This is a genomic window from Jannaschia marina (assembly GCF_013404595.1).
GTDB lineage: Bacteria > Pseudomonadota > Alphaproteobacteria > Rhodobacterales > Rhodobacteraceae > Jannaschia > Jannaschia marina.
This window is the reverse complement of sequence record NZ_JABVAX010000017.1, coordinates 24,913-43,643: the sequence shown is the minus strand read 5'-3', so window position 1 is coordinate 43,643 and position 18,731 is coordinate 24,913. Positions and strand designations below refer to the sequence as shown.

Below are 18,731 nucleotides of genomic sequence, written 5' to 3'. Positions count from 1 at the left end.
TGCTGCGGGACGCTCGTTAAATAAATACGTTCGCGTACGAAATGTCAACAAAAGACACGACAGTAGTTGTCTAAGGGGGCGGGTAAACATCTGACAGTGCAACGAATTTAAACCCCCGCCGGAATATTCAGCGGATCCCGCTCGATCTTCCGTGGCGTGTTCAGCGCCTTCCACTTGCTCAGCGCCGTCGACGCCGAGGCAAACGGCTTCCGGCGCACGAACTTCCCCCGCCCGGGCTGGGGCTGGCTATTCTGCCCGTGGGCCCAGATGACGTCGCCGCGGGAGAGCGTGAACCTCGGGGCGGCTTTCAGATCCATGCCTTCGAAGACGTTGTAGTCGATGATGCTCTTCTGCGTGGCCACCGAAACGGTGCGGTGCAGACCGGGGTCCCAGACCACCAGATCGGCGTCGCCGCCCACGGCGATGCCGCCCTTCATCGGGTAGATGTTGAGGATCTTGGCGATGTTCGTCGAGGTGGCGGCGACGAATTCCTCGGGGGTCAGGCGACCAGTCTCGACGCCCTTCGTCCAGAGCATCGCCATGCGCTCCTCGAGCCCGCCGGTGCCGTTGGGGATCTTGGTGAAGTCGCCCACGCCCATGCGCTTCTGCTCGTCGGAGAAGGCAGCGTGGTCGGTGGCGACGACCTGCAGCGAGCCCGCGGCGAGGCCGGCCCAGAGGCTGTCCTGATGGTCCTTCGATCGGAACGGCGGAGACATGACGCGGCGCGCGGCATATTGCCAGTCCTTGTTGAAATACTCGGTCTCGTCGAGGGTGAGGTGCTGGATCAGCGGCTCGCCATAGACGCGCATCCCCTTCTGGCGGGCGCGGCGGATGGCCTCGTGCGCCTGCTCACACGACACATGGACGATGTAGAGGGGCGTGCCGGCAGCATCGGCGATCATGATGGCGCGGTTGGCGGCCTCGCCCTCGACCTCGGGGGGGCGGGAATAGGCGTGGGCCTCGGGGCCGGTGTTGCCCTCGGCCAGCAACTTCTCCTGCATGGCCTGCACGATGTCGCCGTTCTCGGCGTGTACGAGGGGCAGGGCCCCCAGCTCGGCGCAGCGCTTGAAGGAGGCGAACATCTCGTCGTCCTCCACCATGAGCGCGCCCTTGTAGGCCATGAAGTGCTTGAAGGTGTTGATGCCGCGCGCCTTCACGACGGCCTCCATCTCCTCGAAGATCCGCTCGTTCCAGCCGGTGATCGCCATGTGGTAGGAGATGTCGGTGCAGATCTGGTCCTTCGACTTCCGGTCCCAGTCGTCGATGGCGTTCAGCAGGCTGCCGTCCTCGCCGGGCAGGCAGAAGTCGACCAGCATCGTGGTGCCCCCGGCGGCGGCGGCAAAGGTGCCGCTCTCGAAGGTCTCGGCCGCCGTGGTGCCCATGAAGGGCATCTCGAGGTGCGTGTGCGGGTCGATGCCGCCGGGGATGACGTAGGCGTCGGAGGCGTCGATGGTCTCGTCGCCCTTCAGGTTCTCGCCGATCTCGGCGATGGTCTCGCCTTCGATCAGGACGTCGGCCTTCCACTGGCGGTCGGCGGTGACGATGGTGCCGTTCTTGATGACCTTGGACATTTAGCGGCTCCTTGGCAGGGGTGTTGTTGGGGCGGGCGGGGCATCGCCCGTGCAATAGGGGGTGCCGAGCGCGGGGCCGGCGAAGTCGAAGGGGCGGACTTCGCCGTGGCGGTCGCGGTAGTAGTAGCAGCCGTCGCGGATCAGCAGATCGGCGCGGGGAATGCTCGATGGACGCATCATGTTGACGATCTCGGGTACGTCGTCGGGGGGCGCGGGTACATAGCCCTTCTCCTGCGCGAGGACGGGAGCGGCTCCGAGGAGGAGCGGGACCAGAGGGAGGACGCGGGCGCGCACCTCGACCCGTCAGGCCAGTGTCACGGTCGACGCGGCAAGCGCGGCGTTGGTCGGCGGCAGGATGACGGGCGGCTCGGGCTCGGGCGTGTCGGCTCCGAAACAGGCGGTGAGGGCGGCGGTCGCGAGGGCGATGAGGGCGAGGCGAAGGGGCATGGTGGGCTCCTGGGAGGTTATCGGCAGATCTGGCGGCCCGAGGCGTCGGTCACGGGAAAGACGTCGCCCTCGTAGTCGTAGATGTAGCAGCCGCCCTGCAGGCCGACCGCCTGCGCCGAGACGTCGGCGGGCAGGTTGGCCTCGACCGCTGCCGGCAGGGCAGCGGGGTTCGGGCCGGCCTCGACACAGGCGGCGAGCAGGATGAGCGGGGCGAAACGGAACATGGCGGGCCTCACAGGCAATACTGGGTGCCGCGGGGGATCAGCACGGGATAGATTTGCCCCTCGAAGACATAGCCGTAGCAATTGTCGGCGACGCGGACGTCCTGCGCGGTGACGCCGCGTGGCAGGAGCCGGGTCACGGCGAAGGGGATGGGGGCATCGGTGGTGGAATAGGTCTGGGGGTCCGGCACGGGGCCGCCGGGTACGGGGACGGTGCACCCGGCAAGGACCGCCAGGCCGAGGGCGAGAGCGCCTGCAATGCGCCGACCGTTGCGATTGTCGCGGTTCATGCCACCACCTCCGCCGTCTCGACGACCGCGTGGAGGAGGACGTCGGCGCCGGCGCGCGCCCAGTCCTTGGTGATCTCCTCGGCCTCGTTGTGCGAAAGCCCGTCGACGCAGGGGCACATGACCATGGCGGTGGGGCAGACGCGGTTGATCCAGCAGGCGTCGTGGCCCGCGCCCGAGATGATGTCCATGTGGCTGTAGCCGAGCCGTTCGGCGGCGGTGCGCACGGCGGTGACGCAGGTCTCGTCGAAGGTGACGGGATCGAAGCCGCCGACCTTCTCGAACTCGATCTCCATGCCCATGGCGTCCGCGATGGCCTGCCCCTCGCGGCGCAAGCGGGCCTCCATGTCCTCGATGACGGCAAGCTCGGGCGAGCGGAAGTCGACGGTGAAGACGGCCTTGCCGGGGATCACGTTGCGGGAGTTCGGGGAGACGTCGATATGGCCCGCCGCGCCGACGGCGTGGGGGGCGTGCGACAGGGCGATCTCCTCGACCTTCTCGAGGATGCGGGCCATGGCGAGGCCCGCGTTCCGGCGCATGGGCATGGGAGTGGAGCCGGTGTGGCTTTCCTTGCCGGTCACGGTCACCTGCGTCCAGCTGAGGCCCTGGCCGTGGGTGACGACGCCGATGTCCTTTGCTTCCGCTTCGAGGATCGGGCCCTGTTCGATGTGCAGCTCGAAGAAGGCGTGCATGTCGTCCTTCCGCGCGCCCACGTCCTCCTCGCCGCGCCAGCCGATGCGGTCGAGCTCGTCGCCGAAGCGCTTGCCCTCGGCGTCGGTCTTGTCCTCGGCCCAATCCTGCGTGTGCACACCCGCGAAGACGCCCGAGGCCAGCATGGCGGGGGCGAAGCGGGTGCCTTCCTCGTTCGTCCAGTTGGTGACGACGATGGGGTGTTTCGTGCGGATGTTCAGGTCGTTGAGCGTGCGGATGAGTTCCAGCCCGCCGAGGACGCCCAGCACCCCGTCGTACTTGCCGCCCGTGGGCTGTGTGTCGAGGTGGGAGCCCACGTAGACGGCGGGGGCCTCGGGGTCGGTGCCCTCGCGGCGGGCGAACATGTTGCCGATCTGGTCGACACCCATGGTGCAGCCCGCGTCCTCGCACCAAGTCTGGAAGAGGTGGCGGCCCTCGCCGTCGGCGTCGGTCAGCGTCTGGCGGTTGTTGCCGCCGGCGACGCCGGGACCGATCTTCGCCATTTCCATCAGGCTGTCCCAGAGGCGATCGGGGTCGACCTTGAGGTTCTGTCCCGCGCTGGCTGTCATGCTCGCTCCAAATATTTGACCGTCTGGTAAAAGAGACGCTACCAGAGGTTCGAGACCAGTCAACCGTCGCGCGATCGTCCACGCGGCGCAACGGCTTTTGCCGAAAAATGAGGCATCGGTCCGCGACCGCGCCCGGAGAAGATGCATGGCCAACGACGAGACACGGATCCAGAAGAACCGCCGCGCGCAGATCCTCGATGCCGGGCTCGAGGTGTTCTCGGCCGACGGGTTCCGGGGGGCGACGCTCGACGGGATCGCACGGGCGGCGGGGCTGTCGAAGCCGAACCTGCTCTATTACTTCCCGTCGAAAGAGGCGATCTACCGCGAGCTGCTCGATACGCTGCTCGACACCTGGCTCGATCCGCTGCGCGCGCTCGATCCGGATGGCGAGCCGCTGGAGGAGATGCTGGGCTACGTGCGGCGCAAGTTGCGCCTGTCGCGGGATTATCCGCGCGAGAGCCGGCTCTTCGCGGGCGAGATCCTGCGGGGGGCACCGCTGATCGAGACGGTCCTCGGCGAGGAGCTGCGCCATCTCGTCGACGCCCATTGCGCCGTCATCTCGGCCTGGATGGCGGCCGGGCGGCTCGCGCCGTCGGACCCGCATCACCTGATCTTCTCCATCTGGGCGCTGACCCAGCATTACGCCGATTTCGAGGTGCAGGTCGCGGCGGTCCTCGGCCCGGAGCGGGATCGCTGGGCCGAGGCGGAGGCGCATCTGACGGCGCATTTCCGGCGGGTGCTGGCGGCACCCTCGGTCTGACTGATCTTAGCGGTGGCACGACCGCCCGCGCGCCTGTCGCGCGAACGATCGGGCCGTGTGTGTCGGTATTCTACGCGATGCCGAAGAGCCCCTCCACGCTTGGCGGCTTCGTGACGTCGTAGTCGGTCGCGACAATGCCGAGGTAGTGATCCTCGATCGTGTCGATGTTGAAGGCATCCACCTTGATGCCGTTCTTGTACCCTTCCTTGGCGTTGGTGATGTTCAGGTAGATGTCGACCTGCTCCAGCACCTCGACGTCGCCTTTGACCGCATGGAAGCCGTAGACGACGAACGTTCCTTCTTCATAGGCCCCCGCCGGGATCCGGTATTCGTCCCGGATTTCGCGGCCCACCGTGAAGGTCTTGCTGGTGGTGACGGATCCGCCGGCACTTCCCTCGAAGCTCGCCGAGGCTTCGAGACCGAGGCCAAACAGTTTGCCGGATGCCGACAACTCGACACCGACCGTCGCGTTCCAGTCAATGGCGGTCTCGGTCGTATGCGTCTGTCCTGTCCTCATGACCAGCACCTGGCCGGATTCTCCGCGGCCCACGATGATTTGCTTCGTCTCCGACGTCGGCGTGAGTTCCGTCGCTCTTACGTCCCGGATCGTGATGTACTTCTCGGGGTCCTGCGGGTCAGAGGACTCGATGTTCTTGTAGACGGAGGGGTTGCCGTACTCGTCGGCCAGCCCGTCGCCGTTGAGGTCATACTTGCCCTGTATGCCGCTGTAGTTGATCTTGCGCGCATCGAAATTGGTGATCGGGTCAATGAAGGACTGCTCCGTCGCGCCCGGCTGCGACCGGGTCACGAGCGATAGTTTCGCGGCTTCCAATCCCGAGAACGCGTTCGAACGGTCGAAGTCCCTGATCCAGGGACTTGCGATCAGCTGGTCGTCGATCGGCCGGTCCGGATCGTTGATGCCGTTGTTGGCTTCGCCTTCGCCGAATGCGGTCTGCACGGTGTCGTCCTGCGCTTCAGTCACATAGGACGCGAGTTCGACGGGATCTTTCGTGCCCTCCGCGCGGGCTTCGACCTCTGCGCCGAAATCGCCCTGGGATGTCGTCAGGAAGGCCTCGTAGAAAGCCGCGTCCGCCACTTCCTCGATCAACGTTTCGCGCAGCTGCTGACCCGTCAGCGCAGCGTCCACAATGATCGTGCCATCCTTCATGGCGACGCCGTTCAGCTTTGCACCGTCCGTCGTGCGCAGATCGTCGACCACCTTCAGGTCGATCCCGTCACCCAGCAGCTCGCGCGCGTCCTCGGCCGTTTCGATCGGCGTTGCGGCAAGCGTATCGATGTGCGACGCGGCCTCCGTGATGATGGCGGTCTGCGTCTCGTCCAGGGCGGTGCTGTCTATGCCGCGCGCGGCAAGCGCCTTGTTGAGCGCGTCGAGCGCGGTCGGTACGACGGGGGCGTCGTTGAAGGCGAAAGTATCCGTGTCCTTCTCGAGGAAGGTAGAGGTGTCGAGAGCCATGAAGCGTCTCCTTTCGTAGAAGTTACTCGCAAACCGTCAGGCCTTGGGTGCCCTCGGGTCAGCCGCCTACCTAAACGGGAGTGCCACTCGCGCAACCGAGGTGCCGATTGTTCGCGAGATCTTGCGAAAACGAGCAGGAACGGCGTGAAAATCCGGATCTATCGAAGAAGTGTTTTCCGTATTGGCCTTTATAAAGGGCTTTGGCTGTTCGCATGTTTTCGCTGTCGCCTATTGGAAACATCTCTGAAAATCGCGCAATTCTGCCGATATTTCGGGAAACACAATGCCCACTTGACGGAAATCAAGTGAGTCGCCCGGGTCTTCACAGCGGTTGCCGGCCGTCCGTGGGCGCATTAGGTGCCGACCCAGCTTGCGAGGGGGCCGGGATGCAGACGCCGTATTACCTGATCGACAAGAGCGCGCTTCTTCCGAACCTGGAGAAGATCGCCGAGTTGCGCGCGGCCTCGGGCGCGAAGGCGCTTCTAGCGCTCAAGTGCTTCGCGACCTGGTCGGTCTTCGACCTGATGGCCGAGTACATGGACGGGACGACGTCCTCCTCTCTCTTCGAGCTGAAGCTGGGGCGGGAGACGTTCCCGGGGGAGACCCATGCCTATTCGGTGGCCTGGGCCGATCACGAGATGGCGGAGGTGATCGCGAATTCCGACAAGGTGATCTTCAACACCGCCGGCCAGTTGCGCCGCTTCGAGGCGGAAAGCCGGGACCATGTGCGCGGCCTGCGGGTCAATCCGGGCGTGTCGACCTCCGATTTCGACCTCGCGGACCCGGCGCGGCCCTTTTCGCGGCTGGGCGAGCACACGCCCGAGGCGATCGAGCCGGTGGCGGACCTGATCTCCGGCTTCATGTTCCACAACAACTGTGAGAACGGCGATTTCGACCGCTTCGACGCGATGCTGGGCCAGATCGAGGACCGGTTCGGCGCGCTGATCCGGCGCATGGAGTGGATTTCGCTGGGCGGCGGCATCCATTTCACCGGCGCGGGCTATCCGCTGGACCGGCTGGCCGAGCGGTTGAAGCGCTTCGCGGGCGAGAACGAGGTGCAGGTCTACCTCGAGCCGGGGGAGGCGGCGGTGACGAATTCCACGTCGCTCGAGGTGACGGTGCTCGACACGCTCGACAACGGCAAGAAGCTCGCCATCGTCGACAGCTCCACCGAGGCGCATATGCTCGACCTTCTGATCTACCGCGAGAGCGCGAAGATGACCCCCGACGCGGGCCCCGAGGAATGGATGATCTGCGGCAAGTCCTGCCTCGCCGGCGACATCTTCGGAGAGTTCCGCTTCCCGGAGGCTCTGAAACCCGGTGACCGCCTGTCGATCCTCGATGCGGCGGGCTACACCATGGTCAAGAAGAACTGGTTCAACGGGGTGAAGATGCCGGCGATTGCCATCCGCGAGCTTGACGGCAGCGTCCGTCCGGTGCGCGACTTCACCTATGACGATTTCGTCGCGGCCCTCTCCTGAGTGCCGCGCCCACCCCGCAAGAGAGAGGTGTGACCCCTTGAAGACGAACGTTCTCATCATCGGCGCCGGCGGCGTCGCGCAGGTCGTGGCGCACAAATGCGCGCAAAACAACGACGTGCTGGGCGACATCAACATCGCGAGCCGGACGCTCTCGAAGTGCGAGGCGATCCTCGACAGCGTGCGCGAGAAGGGCGCGATGAAGCAGGACGGCGTTCTGGCCGCGCATCAGCTCGACGCGACCGACAGCGCGGCCGTGGCCGATTTGATCCGGGCGACCGGCTCGCAGATCGTCATCAACGTGGGCACGGCCTTCGTGAACATGCACGTCCTCGACGGCTGCATCGAGGCGGGCGCGGCCTATATCGACACGGCCATCCACGAGGAGCCGGACAAGATCTGCGAGACGCCGCCGTGGTACGCCAACTACGAGTGGAAGAAGCGCGACCTCTGTGCCGAGAAGGGGATCACGGCGATCCTGGGCGCTGGCTTCGATCCGGGCGTGGTGAACGCCTATGCCCGTTTCGCCATCGACCAGATGGACGAGGTGACGAGCATCGACATCGTGGACATAAACGCGGGCTCCCACGGCAAGTATTTCGCCACGAATTTCGACCCCGAGATCAATTTCCGCGAATTCACCGGTACGGTCTATTCCTGGCAGGAGGGGGCCTGGCAGGAGAACGACATGTTCGAGGTGGGCCGCGTCTGGGACCTGCCGGTGGTGGGGCCGTCGCAGGCCTACATGTCGGGCCACGACGAGGTGCATTCCCTGGCCACGAACTACCCCAACGCGGACGTGCGCTTCTGGATGGGGTTCGGGGATCACTACATCAACGTCTTCACTGTCTTGAAGAACATCGGCCTTCTGTCCGAGCAGCCCGTCGTGACGGCCGAGGGACAGGAGGTCGTGCCGCTGAAGGTGGTGAAGGCCTGCCTTCCGGATCCGTCGAGCCTTGCGCCGAACTACACCGGCAAGACCTGCATCGGGGATCTGGTGAAGGGCGTGAAGGAGGGGGAGGAGATCGAGATCTTCGTCTACAACGTAGCCGATCACAAGGAGGCCTACGAGGAGGTGGGCAGCCAGGGGATCAGCTATACCGCGGGCGTGCCGCCGGTGGCCGCCGCGATGCTGGTGGCGTCGGGCGAATGGGACGCCGGCACCATGCGCAACGTCGAGGAATTGGATCCGAAGCCCTTCTTCACCATCCTCGACCGGATCGGCCTGCCGACGCGCATGCGGATCGGCGGGCTGGACGGGCCGGATCAGGCCTGGAACGCCTGAGGGGCGTACAGGCCGAGAGCCCGGGGGCGGATGACGTCGCCGGGCGCGACCGCTAGCGCAAGGTTAGGGCCGCGCGGCGGACGTGGAAGCCGTCGCCGGTCGCGTTGACGCAGCGCACGCCGTCGGTCGCCATGGAACAGCCGATACCCTGGACCGACCATTCCGACCCGTAGCCGAGGGTGCCCAGCGGCAGCGGCCAGAACACGTCCCCGTGGCAGGCCAGTTCCGCCCGCGCCGGGCCTCGGCGCGGCAGCGTGACCATCCGCGTGCGGTCTAGGTCGCAGGTCGGATCGGCGTCGGGCATGGGCCAGGTCGCCTCGAAGATCAGGCAGGAGACGGGGGCCGTGGCCGGGGCGGCCGACGGTTCCAGATAGCACAGGATGTTGCCCGTGGGGCTGGCGAAGCCGTCCGCCGCCGCCGGCCCGCCGAGGAGCAGGAGCGTGGCGAGCGCGCGGGCGATCATTCGGCGGCCACCGCGCCGGGGTTGTTCGGATGGGTCGTCCAGTTGGCGTAGTCGTCCTGCACCACCTTGCCGGTGCGCGGGTCGGTCGTGCCGGCTTCCATGGGGACCATGGAGATGCAGTTCTCCACCGGGCAGACCTCCACGCAGAGGTTGCAGGCCACGCATTCCTCGTCGATGACCGAGAACGTGCGGTCCTCGGACATGGCGATGGCCTGGTGCGAGGTGTCCTCGCAGGCGGCATAGCAGCGCCCGCAGGAGATGCAGGCGTCCTGGTCGATCTTCGCCTTGGCGATGTAGTTGAGGTTCAGGTACTGCCAGTCGGTCGTGTTCGGGACGGCGGCGCCCATGAAGTCAGCGATGCTCTCGTGGCCTTTCTCGTCCATCCAACGGCTGAGACCCGCGATCATCTCCTGTACGACCTTGAAGCCGTAGGTCATGGCCGCCGTGCAGACCTGCACGTTGCCGCAGCCCATGGTGATGAACTCCGCCGCGTCGCGCCAGGTGGTGACGCCGCCGATGCCCGAGATGGGCATCCCGTGGGTCGCGGGCGCGCGGGCAATCTCGGAGACCATGGAGAGCGCGATGGGTTTGACGGCGGGGCCGCAGTAGCCACCGTGGGTGCCCTTGCCGTCGATCGACGGGTGGGGGGACATCGTATCGAGGTCGACCGAGACGATGGAGTTGATCGTGTTGATGAGGCTGACGGCATCCGCGCCGCCCTTGCGGGCCGCCTCGGCCGGTTTGCGGATGTCGGTGATGTTGGGCGTGAGCTTCACGATCACGGGCTTCGAGTAGTATTGCTTGCACCAGCGCGTGACCATCTCGATGTACTCGGGCACCTGGCCCACGGCCGACCCCATGCCGCGCTCGCTCATCCCGTGGGGGCAGCCGAAGTTCAGCTCGATCCCGTCGGCGCCGGTCGCCTCGACGCGCGGCAGGATGTCCTTCCACGCCGCCTCCTCGCAGGGGACCATGATCGAGACGATCAGCGCGCGATCGGGCCAGTCCTTCTTGACGCGGGTGATCTCCTCGAGGTTGGTCTCCAGGTCGCGGTCGGTGATGAGCTCGATGTTGTTGAGGCCGAGCACGCGGCGGTCGGCCCCGTGGATGACGCCGTAGCGGGGGCCGTTGACGTTGACGACCGGCGGCCCCTCGGCCCCGAGCGTCTTCCAGACGACACCGCCCCAGCCCGCCTCGAAGGCGCGGCGGACGTTGTACTCCTTGTCGGTCGGCGGCGCGGAGGCGAGCCAGAAGGGGTTCGGGGATTTGATGCCGAGGAAGTCTGTCGTCAGATCAGCCATGGGTGTCTCCTGTCGGGTCTCTGGGGCGGTTCAGCCGCCGGTGTGAATGTCGCCCCCGCCGTGCGGGCCGGGCGGCGCGGGCCGCGGGCCTTCGCGGGACTCATGCCGCCCGCTCCTGATGGGAGGGGCAGAAGTAGGATGTGCGGCCGCCGACCTTCTCGGAGGTAAGGGTGCCGTCGCAGCGGCTGCAGGCGCGACCCGTCTCGCGCCGGTGGATGAGCCAGGCGTCGGGCAGGTCGGAATAGGTGGCGTTCGTGTCGCAGACGCCGGTGAGGATGCGGCGCATCGCCGTGTGGAGGTCGGAGAGTTTTCCGTCGCCGAGGTCGGTGCCCCGCGTCTCCGGGTGAGTTCCGGTCTGGTAGAGCGTCTCGTCCGCCCAGAGGTTGCCGACGCCGGCCAGCTTCTCCTGCGCCATGAGGGCGGATTTGACGGCCCCACGGCTTTGGCCGATGCGCTGGGCGAAGGTCTCGGCGTCGATGGCGAGCGCATCGGGGCCGAGGTCGCGGGCGGCGATCTCGTCTTCGGGGGCGTCGATCACGCGGGCCCAGCCGAACTTGCGCGGATCGCGGAAGGCGAGGCGGCGGTCGCCCTCGAACTCGACGATCAGGCGGGCGTAGTCGGGCTGCGCGTCGCCGTCGTCGTAGAGGCGCACGGAGCCGGCCATGCCCATGTGCAGCGCGAGCCAGGGGCCGCCGTCGGAGCCGGCGAAGAGGTACTTGCCGTGGCGCGTGGCGCGGCTGAACTGCCGCCCCTCCAGCCGCTTGCGGCCGGCGGCGTCGGGCACCTCGATATGAGCGGTGTCGTTGCCCGGGCGGACGCGCGCGATCGTGCGGTGCAGGGCACCGTCCTCGATGCGCCGGCGCAGGGCCTCGACCTCGGGCAGTTCGGGCATCAGGTGGAAAGCGCCCGGTGGATCGCCTCGGCCGCGTCCCGGCCCTCGGCGACGGCGGTGACGGTCAGATCCTCGCCGCCCGCCGCGCAGTCGCCCCCGGCCCAGACCCCGTCGAGCGAGGTCTTGCCCTCGGTATCGACCGCGATCTTGCCGCTGTCGAGGGACAGGCCTTCGACCGCTTCGAGCTTCTGGCCGATGGCGCGGAAGAGCTGATCGGCGCGGAGCGTCACCGTCTCGCCCGTGGGCTTCATGTCGCCGTCCACGTAGGAGAGTTCGACCTCGCGCAGCTGCCCTTCGCCGCGGAGCGCGGCGGGGACGACCCCGAACATGAGGCGCACGCCATGGGTGGCGGCGAGGTCCTGTTCGTAGCGGCTGGCCGGCATCCGGTCCTGGTCGCGGCGGTAGGCGATGGTCACGGTTTCCGCCCCAAGGAGCTTCGACTGCACGGCGGCGTCAACGGCTGTCATGCCGCCGCCGATCACCACGACATGCCGCCCCACCGGAAGCTGTGTCAGGTCGGCCGTCTGGCGCAGGGTGGCGATGAAGTCGACGGCGTTCTCGGCCCCGGTCATGCCTTCGCCTTCGAGGCCGAGCGCACCCACGCCGCCGAGACCGATGCCAAGGAACACGGCGTCGTAATCGTCGCGCAGCGCGGCGAGCGTCAGGCTGTCGCCGAGCGTGCGGCCGGTCTTCAGGCTGATCCCGCCGATCTGCATGAGCCAATCGACCTCGGCCTGGGCGTAGCCGTCGACGGTCTTGTAGGCGGCGATGCCGTATTCGTTGAGCCCGCCGGCCTTGGGCCGCGCGTCGTAGAGCGTCACCGAATGGCCGTGCATGGCGAGGCGGTGCGCGCAGGCGAGGCCCGCGGGCCCGGCCCCGACGACGGCGACGGATTTGCCGGTCTCGGCGGCGCGGGTGTACGGATGCTCGCCCTCGGCCATCATCGCGTCGGTGGCGAAGCGCTGGAGCCGGCCGATCTCCACCGGCTTGCCCTCGGCCACCTCGCGCACGCAGACCTCTTCGCAGAGCGTCTCGGTCGGGCAGACGCGGGCGCACATGCCGCCGAGGATGTTCTGATCGAAGATCGTCTTGGCGGCCGCATCCTCCATCCCGGTGGCGATCTGGCGGATGAACATGGGAATGTCGATGTCGGTCGGGCAGGCCGTCACGCAGGGCGCGTCATGGCAGAAGTAGCAGCGATCGGCGGCGATCAGCGCCTCGTGGCCGGTGAGGGGGGCATGCAGGTCGTCGAAGTTGCGGGCCAGATCCTCGGCCCCCAGACGTCCGGCGCGGATGCCGTCGAGGCGCAGTGCTTCGGTCATGGGTGTCTCCGGTTGAACTTTGCTCTGGACAGAGTGCCACGGATTGAAATTTTATCAACTGGTAAAAAATCAGCAGGAGGGAAACATGCCCAAGGCCTATTGGGTGGCCCATGTCACCGTCACCGACCCGGACCCCTATGCGCTCTATGCGAAGGGCGCGACGGAGGTATTTTCCAAGTGGGGCGCGAAGGTTCTGGCGCGCGGCGGCACTGTCGTCGGGCTCGAGGGCGAGAGCCGGCCGCGCAATGTCATCATCGAGTTCGAGAGCCTCGAGGCGGCGCAGGCCTGTTATGCCTCGCCCGAATATCAGGCAGCGCGCGAACACCGCATCGGCGCGGGCGAGGCGCAGATCATGCTGCTCGAAGGGCTTGGCGACTGAGGGTCACGGGCCGCCGGCGATCCATGCGCCGAGGCCCAGCGAGACCGCCGGCACGTAGGTGACGAGCGCGAGGGCCACGAGAATGGCGAGGTAGAAGGGCCAGATCGTGCGCACGACGCTCTCGATCCGCTCCCCGCCGACGACGCATCCGACGAAGAGGCAGGCCCCGACGGGGGGCGTCGTCAGGCCGAGCCCGAGGTTCATCATCATGATGATGCCGAACTGCACCGGGCTCATCCCGAGGTCCATGACGATCGGCAGGAAGATCGGCGTGGTGATGAGGATGAGGGCCGCCATGTCCATGATCATGCCGAGGACGAGGAACGTGGCGTTGAGGAGCAGAAGGATGACGAATTCCGACTCCGAGAGCGACAGCACGAACCCGGCCAGGAGGTCGGGCACGCGGTTGAGCGTCAGCAGGTAGGCGAAGGCCGAGGCGCAGGCGACGAGGATCATCACCATGGCCGTTGTTCGCACGGCGACGAGTACCGCCTGCTTGAACTTCTCCCATGTCAGCTCCCGGTAGACGAGCGCGGTGACGACGATGGCGTAGATCGCACCGAAGGCCCCGGATTCGGTCACCGTCATGATGCCCGAGAGGACGCCGCCGACGATGATGACGGCGGTCATGAGCCCCGGAAGCGCCACGGCGAAGCTGATGAGGAGGGGGGCGATGCCGGGGAAGGCCTCGGAGGGGTAGCCGCGCTTCACGGCCACGAGCCAGGCGACGAAGGCGAGGCAGAGGCACATCAGGATGCCGGGGACCACGCCGGCCAGGAAGAGCTGGCTGATCGGCAGGCCGCCGGCGGCGATGGCGTAGAGGATCATGTTGTGGCTGGGCGGGATGACCACGCCCGCGATCGAGGAGGTGACGGTGACGTTGACCGCGTAGTCGCCGTCGTAGCCCTTCTCCTTCATCACCGGGATCATGATCGACCCGAGGGCCGAGGTGTCGGCGACGGCCGAGCCCGAGATGCCGCCGAAGAGCATCGACGAGGCCACGTTGACCACGCCGAGGCCGCCGCGCATCCAGCCGACGGCGGCCGAGGCGAGACGGACGAGGCGCAGCGCGATCCCGCCCTGGAGCATCAGCTCGCCCGCGAAGATGAAGAAGGGGATCGCGAGGAGCGAGAAGATCGAGATGCCCGAGACGATCCGCTGGAAGGCGATGAAGAGCGGCAGGCCCTCGTAGAGGAAGCCCACGACCGCCGCGATGCCGAGGCAGAAGGCGACGGGCACGCCGGCGACCAGGAGCAGGAAGAAGACGCCGAAGAGAAGGGCCAGTCCCATGTCAGTTCGCCCCCCGCTGGAACCGGCCGATCAGCGCGTCGAGCGCAAAGAGGAAGATGAGCCCGCCGCTGAGGCTCACGGGCACGGCGCGCCAGCCCTCCGAGATGCCAAGGAGCGGGATGGCCCGGCGCGCGGTGCGCTCGAACATCACGTAGCCCTGCCAGGCCATGACGGCCCCGAAGGCAGCGAGCGCGGCCAGCGACAGGACGATGCAGGCCGTGCGGAGCGGCGCGGGCAGCCCCTCGCGGATGAAGTCGACCGCGAGGTGCGTGTTCCGGCGGACGCCGACGGCGGCCCCGAGGAAGGTGATCCAGACGATCATGAGGAGCGCGGCCTGCTCGACCCAGGTGGGCGTCGCGTTGAGGACGTAGCGCCCGAAGACGAGCCAGCCGAAGATGACGATGAGGACCACCATCAGCAGGCTGGCGAAGGCCATCGCCACCGCGGCGGCCCCGTCGAGGATGCGGTGCCGGATCTGGGTCATGCTCGTCTCTCCCGCGCGACAAAGGGGGGCCGCGTGGCCCCCCTTTCGATGGATGTGCTCAGGCTCAGTTGAGGGCCTGGATCGCCTCGATGACCGGGGCGAGATCGGGGTTCGCCGCGACGAAGCCCTCGTAGACCGGGGCCATGCGTTCCTGGAAGGCGACCTTGTTCTCGACCTCGTTGACCGTGGCACCCGCGGCCTCGACCGCGGCGCGGCTCTCCTGCTCGCGCTCGGCCCAGAACTGACGCTGGGTCTCGGCGGAGGCGCGGGCGGCGGTGCGCACTGCTTCCTGCGTCTCGGCGTCGAGCTGTTCCCAGGCGGCGGTGGCCACGCAGAGGCATTCGGGGATGATGAGATGTTCGGTGATCGAGTAGAAGCCGGCCACCTCGTAATGGCCCGTCGACTCGTAGGAGGGATAGTTGTTCTCCGCCCCGTCGATCACACCCGTCTGGAGCGACTGGTAGACCTCGCCGAAGGCCATGGGCGTCGCATTGCCGCCAAGCTGCGCGATCATGTCGACGAAGATGTCGTTGTTCATCACGCGCACCTTCAGGCCCTCCACGTCGGCGGGCGACATGATCGGGCGCTTCGAGTTGTAGAAGCTGCGCGAGCCGCTGTCGTACCAGGCGAGCGGCACGATGCCCTCGGCCGTCATGGCCTCCTCGAAGGTCTTACCGACCTCGCCGTCCATCGCGGCATGCATGTGGTCGACGTTCGAGAAGATGAAGGGCAGGGAGACGACGTTCGTCATCGGGATGATCGGCCCCATTGGCCCGAGATTGAAGTTGCCGACTTCGAGCGCGGCATTGCGCACCTGCTCGATCGCGTCCGGCTGGGAGCCGAGGACGCCGCCGTGGAACACCTGGATCGAAACGTCGGTGGTCTCGGCGACATCGGCCGCGAACTGATCGAGGGCGACGCTGTTCGGATAGCCCTCGGGGTGGATGTTCCAGGCGCGCCAGTCCTGCGCGGTGGCTGCGACGGGCAGCGCAATTGCGACGGCGGTTGCCGCCAGGATCTTGGTGAATTTCATCGTGTCCTCCCAAACTACCGTTTCACCATACTACCATACCAGATATGGTAAAGCGAAAACTGGGATGGCAGTTCAATCGTCGAAATAGTCGGGGTGCGCGGCGCGGACGGCGGCGATCGTTCGATCTATCCGGGACAGGTGAAGCCGGATCGCGGCGTCGAGGCCGGCTTCGTCGCGCCGCGTGAGCCCATCGAGGATCAGGGCGTGGTCGGCGACGAGCGTGGCCATCTCCTCCGCGTCCTTGAGGCTCAGGACGCAGATGCGGTCGACCTGCGCCTTCTTCTCGAGCACCCGCGCGAAGGGCAGGGGCGGGGCGGCCACGTCGAAGATCAGCCGGTGGAACTTGGCGTCGAGCGTATGGAAGAGCTTGGCGTCCGTCGTCTCGACCGCGGTGTGCTGCGCCGAGAGGCAGGCTTCGAGCCCGGGCGCATGGACGCTTGACCAGTTTCTGCAGGCGGATCTGGCGACTTCGAGCTCGATCGCGAGCCGCTCGAACCGGGCGGCGGCGATGCGACGGAGCGAAAAGCGCTGCACCCGCGTCGCCTTCTGCGGCTGGATGTCGAGGAGGTCGAGGTTGCCGAGGAGGTTGAACGCCTCGCGCACGGGCTGGCGCGAGACGCCGAACTTCAGCGCGATCTCGGCCTCCGACATCTTGGTGCCGGGCAGGAGTTCGAGCGACATGATCTGATCGCGGAGCGCGCCAAAGATGATGTCAGCGGTCTTGCGCCGCGTATCGGTGCTGGAGGTCATCGTCATCCGCCCTGGTTGCGGGCCGGTCCTAGCCGTCCCGTCGTGCGGACGCGAGGGCGATCCGGACCGAACCGTCGGTTTCCGTATTGCGACGGTCGGGTTTCTCTGTCAACTACCATACCAGTATTTCGCAAGCGGACGGAGACCGGCATGGCTTTCCCCACGATCGATCTCGGAGACGGGGTGAAGCGGCAGGTGCTGGCCGATCACCCGGACCTGATGGTCGTCTCCTTCCGCTTCGAGGCGGATGCCGAGGGTGCGCTGCACCGGCATCCGCATGTGCAGTCGACCTACGTCAAATCCGGTGCGTTCGAGTTCACCGTCGACGGGACGGCCACGACCGTCCGCGCCGGCGACAGCTTCGTCATCCCGTCGGAGGCGCTGCACGGCTGCCGCTGCCTCGAGGCGGGCGAGCTTGTCGACTGTTTCACACCGCGACGCGACGATTTTCTCTGAAAGGCCAGACCCATGCTCACAACGACAACCCTGCACGCCGTCAGCCAGGCCGAAACCCGGGCAATGGATACGCAGGCCCTGCGCGACAGCTTCCATATCGGTGGCCTTTTTGCGCCGGGCGAGGCGCGGCTGCACTATACGCATTACGACCGGATGATCGTCGGGGGTGTCGTCCCCGACGGGGCCGACATCGTGCTCGACGAGGTGCGGGAATGCGGCACGCCCTCGATCCTCGACCGGCGCGAGATGGGGGTGCTCAACATCGGGGAGACGGCGCGCGTCTCGGCGGGGGGCGAGACCCACGAGCTTGCGCGCGGCGACGTGCTCTACCTCGGACGCGGCAGCGGGCCGGTGACGTTCGGCACGGGCGGGCGGTTCTACCTCGTCTCCGCACCGGCGCATCGGAGCTTTCCCGCGAAGCTCATCAAGATCGGCGAGGCCGGGCAGGTGAAGATGGGCGCGCCCGAGACGGCGAACGACCGCACGATCTACCAGTTCATCCACCCCGACGTGATGGAAAGCTGCCAGCTCGTCATGGGTTACACGATGTTCCATGGCGGATCGGTCTGGAACACGATGCCCGCGCATCTGCATGACCGGCGGATGGAGGCCTACCTCTATTTCGACCTCGATCCCGCGAACCGCATCTTCCACTTCATGGGCGAGCCGCAGGAAACGCGCCACCTGGTGATGCAGAACGAGGAGGCGGTGGTCTCGCCGCCGTGGTCGATCCACTGCGGTTGCGGCACCGGGAGCTATACGTTCTGCTGGGCGATGGCGGGCGACAACGTCGACTACAAGGACGTCGAGATGGTCGCGATGGAGGATCTGCGGTGACGGCCTTCGACCTCAACGGTCGCACGGCGCTCGTCACCGGGGCCAACACCGGGATCGGGCAGGCCGTCGCCGTGGCGCTCGGCGCGGCGGGGGCGCATGTCATCTGTGCCGGCCGCCGAACGTGCGCGGAGACGGTCGGGCGGATCGCCTCGGCCGAGGAGATGGTGCTCGACTTCGCCGACCCGATGGCGGCGCGTGACGTCTTCGACGCGCGTCCGATCGATGTGCTGGTCAACAATGCGGGCATCATCCGGCGCGACGATGCGACCGACTTCGCCGAGGCCGACTGGGACGCGGTTATGGATGTGAACCTCAAGGCGCTCTTCTTCACGTGCCAGGCCTTTGCCCGCGCCGTCTTCGCGCGGGAGGGCACCGGCAAGATCGTCAACATCGCGTCACTGCTGTCGTTCCAGGGGGGCATCCGCGTTCCGTCCTACGCGGCGTCGAAGCACGGGGTCGCCGGGCTGACGAAGGCGCTCTGCAACGAATGGGCGGGGCGGGGGATCAACGTGAACGCGATCGCGCCCGGATACATCGAGACGAACAACACCGAGGCCCTGCGCGCCGACCCCGAACGCAACCGGGCCATCCTCGACCGGATCCCCGCCGGTCGCTGGGGCCGGGCGGAGGATATCGCGCAGACCGCGGTCTACCTCTCGGCACCGGCGTCCGACTATGTCAACGGTGCGGTCCTCAACGTCGATGGTGGCTGGCTTGCCCGCTAGGCGGCCCGGCGTCGCGT

Annotated in this window: 22 protein-coding genes; 7 read left to right on the top strand and 15 right to left on the bottom strand. The window is 66.9% G+C overall.

The features are described from left to right. Positions 1–107: 107 nt before the first annotated feature. The 6 genes from hydA to HSX43_RS17645 are packed head-to-tail and all read right to left on the bottom strand — an operon-like array spanning position 108 to position 3,785. A complete protein-coding gene (gene hydA / locus HSX43_RS17670; protein WP_179381465.1) occupies positions 108–1,571 on the bottom strand; it encodes a dihydropyrimidinase in 1,464 nt (487 codons plus the stop codon). Next, positions 1,572–1,865 (bottom strand): hypothetical protein, encoded by a 294-nt coding sequence (locus HSX43_RS17665; protein ID WP_179381464.1) that lies wholly within the window; start codon positions 1,863–1,865, stop codon positions 1,572–1,574. 9 nt (positions 1,866–1,874) lie between these two features. Next, on the bottom strand, positions 1,875–2,018 hold the full coding sequence (locus tag HSX43_RS17660) for a hypothetical protein (protein ID WP_179381463.1): 144 nt from the start codon (positions 2,016–2,018) through the stop codon (positions 1,875–1,877). A 17-nt stretch (positions 2,019–2,035) separates the two neighbouring features. Then, a complete protein-coding gene (locus HSX43_RS17655) occupies positions 2,036–2,242 on the bottom strand; it encodes a hypothetical protein (RefSeq protein WP_179381462.1) in 207 nt (68 codons plus the stop codon). 8 nt (positions 2,243–2,250) lie between these two features. After that, complete coding sequence (locus HSX43_RS17650) at positions 2,251–2,529, bottom strand: hypothetical protein (RefSeq protein WP_179381461.1); 279 nt, start codon at positions 2,527–2,529, stop codon at positions 2,251–2,253. Beyond that, positions 2,526–3,785 carry a Zn-dependent hydrolase gene (locus HSX43_RS17645; RefSeq protein ID WP_179381460.1) on the bottom strand — a complete coding sequence of 420 codons (1,260 nt, stop codon included), beginning with the start codon at positions 3,783–3,785 and terminating at the stop codon, positions 2,526–2,528. Before HSX43_RS17645 ends, HSX43_RS17650 begins: the two co-directional genes overlap by 4 nt. A gap of 145 nt (positions 3,786–3,930) precedes the next feature. On the opposite strand from HSX43_RS17645, the gene HSX43_RS17640 reads away from it, so the two are divergent. After that, positions 3,931–4,545, top strand: coding sequence for a TetR family transcriptional regulator C-terminal domain-containing protein (locus HSX43_RS17640; protein WP_179381459.1), 615 nt, complete (start codon positions 3,931–3,933; stop codon positions 4,543–4,545). A gap of 70 nt (positions 4,546–4,615) precedes the next feature. On the opposite strand, the gene HSX43_RS17635 is transcribed toward HSX43_RS17640, so the two are convergent. Further along, positions 4,616–6,019 carry a hypothetical protein gene (locus HSX43_RS17635; RefSeq protein WP_179381458.1) on the bottom strand — a complete coding sequence of 468 codons (1,404 nt, stop codon included), beginning with the start codon at positions 6,017–6,019 and terminating at the stop codon, positions 4,616–4,618. A 386-nt stretch (positions 6,020–6,405) separates the two neighbouring features. Here HSX43_RS17635 and HSX43_RS17630 point away from each other — a divergent pair, with 386 nt between their 5' ends. Next, the gene (locus HSX43_RS17630; protein ID WP_179381457.1) at positions 6,406–7,500 is read left to right on the top strand and encodes a carboxynorspermidine decarboxylase; all 1,095 of its coding nucleotides are present in this window, start codon (positions 6,406–6,408) and stop codon (positions 7,498–7,500) included. A 37-nt stretch (positions 7,501–7,537) separates the two neighbouring features. Further along, positions 7,538–8,782, top strand: a complete 1,245-nt coding sequence (locus HSX43_RS17625) for a saccharopine dehydrogenase family protein (protein WP_179381456.1) — start codon at positions 7,538–7,540, stop codon at positions 8,780–8,782. Between the two features lie 52 nt (positions 8,783–8,834). On the opposite strand, the gene HSX43_RS17620 is transcribed toward HSX43_RS17625, so the two are convergent. From HSX43_RS17620 to HSX43_RS17605, 4 genes are all read right to left on the bottom strand, one after another. Beyond that, entirely contained in the window at positions 8,835–9,245 is a 411-nt protein-coding gene (locus HSX43_RS17620) for a hypothetical protein (protein WP_179381455.1), read from the bottom strand. Beyond that, positions 9,242–10,546, bottom strand: a complete 1,305-nt coding sequence (preA, locus tag HSX43_RS17615) for an NAD-dependent dihydropyrimidine dehydrogenase subunit PreA (RefSeq protein WP_179381454.1) — start codon at positions 10,544–10,546, stop codon at positions 9,242–9,244. The genes HSX43_RS17620 and preA overlap by 4 nt, the downstream gene beginning before the upstream one ends. Before the next feature lie 100 nt (positions 10,547–10,646). Further along, positions 10,647–11,438 carry an Fpg/Nei family DNA glycosylase gene (locus HSX43_RS17610; RefSeq protein WP_179381453.1) on the bottom strand — a complete coding sequence of 264 codons (792 nt, stop codon included), beginning with the start codon at positions 11,436–11,438 and terminating at the stop codon, positions 10,647–10,649. After that, positions 11,438–12,760, bottom strand: a complete 1,323-nt coding sequence (locus HSX43_RS17605) for an NAD(P)-dependent oxidoreductase (RefSeq protein WP_179381452.1) — start codon at positions 12,758–12,760, stop codon at positions 11,438–11,440. Before HSX43_RS17605 ends, HSX43_RS17610 begins: the two co-directional genes overlap by 1 nt. An 85-nt stretch (positions 12,761–12,845) precedes the next feature. On the opposite strand from HSX43_RS17605, the gene HSX43_RS17600 reads away from it, so the two are divergent. After that, on the top strand, positions 12,846–13,139 hold the full coding sequence (locus HSX43_RS17600) for a DUF1330 domain-containing protein (RefSeq protein ID WP_179381451.1): 294 nt from the start codon (positions 12,846–12,848) through the stop codon (positions 13,137–13,139). 3 nt (positions 13,140–13,142) lie between these two features. On the opposite strand, the gene HSX43_RS17595 is transcribed toward HSX43_RS17600, so the two are convergent. The 4 genes from HSX43_RS17595 to HSX43_RS17580 form a co-directional block, all read right to left on the bottom strand. Then, a complete protein-coding gene (locus HSX43_RS17595; RefSeq protein ID WP_179381450.1) occupies positions 13,143–14,429 on the bottom strand; it encodes a TRAP transporter large permease in 1,287 nt (428 codons plus the stop codon). A gap of 1 nt (position 14,430) precedes the next feature. Then, entirely contained in the window at positions 14,431–14,913 is a 483-nt protein-coding gene (locus tag HSX43_RS17590) for a TRAP transporter small permease (protein WP_179381449.1), read from the bottom strand. A 64-nt stretch (positions 14,914–14,977) separates the two neighbouring features. Continuing rightward, on the bottom strand, positions 14,978–15,946 hold the full coding sequence (locus HSX43_RS17585) for a TRAP transporter substrate-binding protein (RefSeq protein ID WP_179381448.1): 969 nt from the start codon (positions 15,944–15,946) through the stop codon (positions 14,978–14,980). 72 nt (positions 15,947–16,018) lie between these two features. Then, positions 16,019–16,696: a GntR family transcriptional regulator gene (locus HSX43_RS17580; RefSeq protein WP_179381447.1), complete on the bottom strand. Its 678-nt coding sequence runs from the start codon at positions 16,694–16,696 to the stop codon at positions 16,019–16,021. Positions 16,697–16,846: 150 nt separating this feature from the next. Between HSX43_RS17580 and HSX43_RS17575 the strand changes: the two genes are divergently transcribed. The 3 genes from HSX43_RS17575 to kduD are packed head-to-tail and all read left to right on the top strand — an operon-like array spanning position 16,847 to position 18,714. Beyond that, positions 16,847–17,152 carry a cupin domain-containing protein gene (locus tag HSX43_RS17575; RefSeq protein ID WP_179381446.1) on the top strand — a complete coding sequence of 102 codons (306 nt, stop codon included), beginning with the start codon at positions 16,847–16,849 and terminating at the stop codon, positions 17,150–17,152. Positions 17,153–17,164: 12 nt separating this feature from the next. Continuing rightward, positions 17,165–17,989 (top strand): 5-dehydro-4-deoxy-D-glucuronate isomerase, encoded by an 825-nt coding sequence (gene kduI, locus HSX43_RS17570; RefSeq protein ID WP_179381445.1) that lies wholly within the window; start codon positions 17,165–17,167, stop codon positions 17,987–17,989. Next, on the top strand, positions 17,986–18,714 hold the full coding sequence (kduD, locus tag HSX43_RS17565; RefSeq protein WP_179381444.1) for a 2-dehydro-3-deoxy-D-gluconate 5-dehydrogenase KduD: 729 nt from the start codon (positions 17,986–17,988) through the stop codon (positions 18,712–18,714). Before kduI ends, kduD begins: the two co-directional genes overlap by 4 nt. Positions 18,715–18,731: the final 17 nt, after the last annotated feature.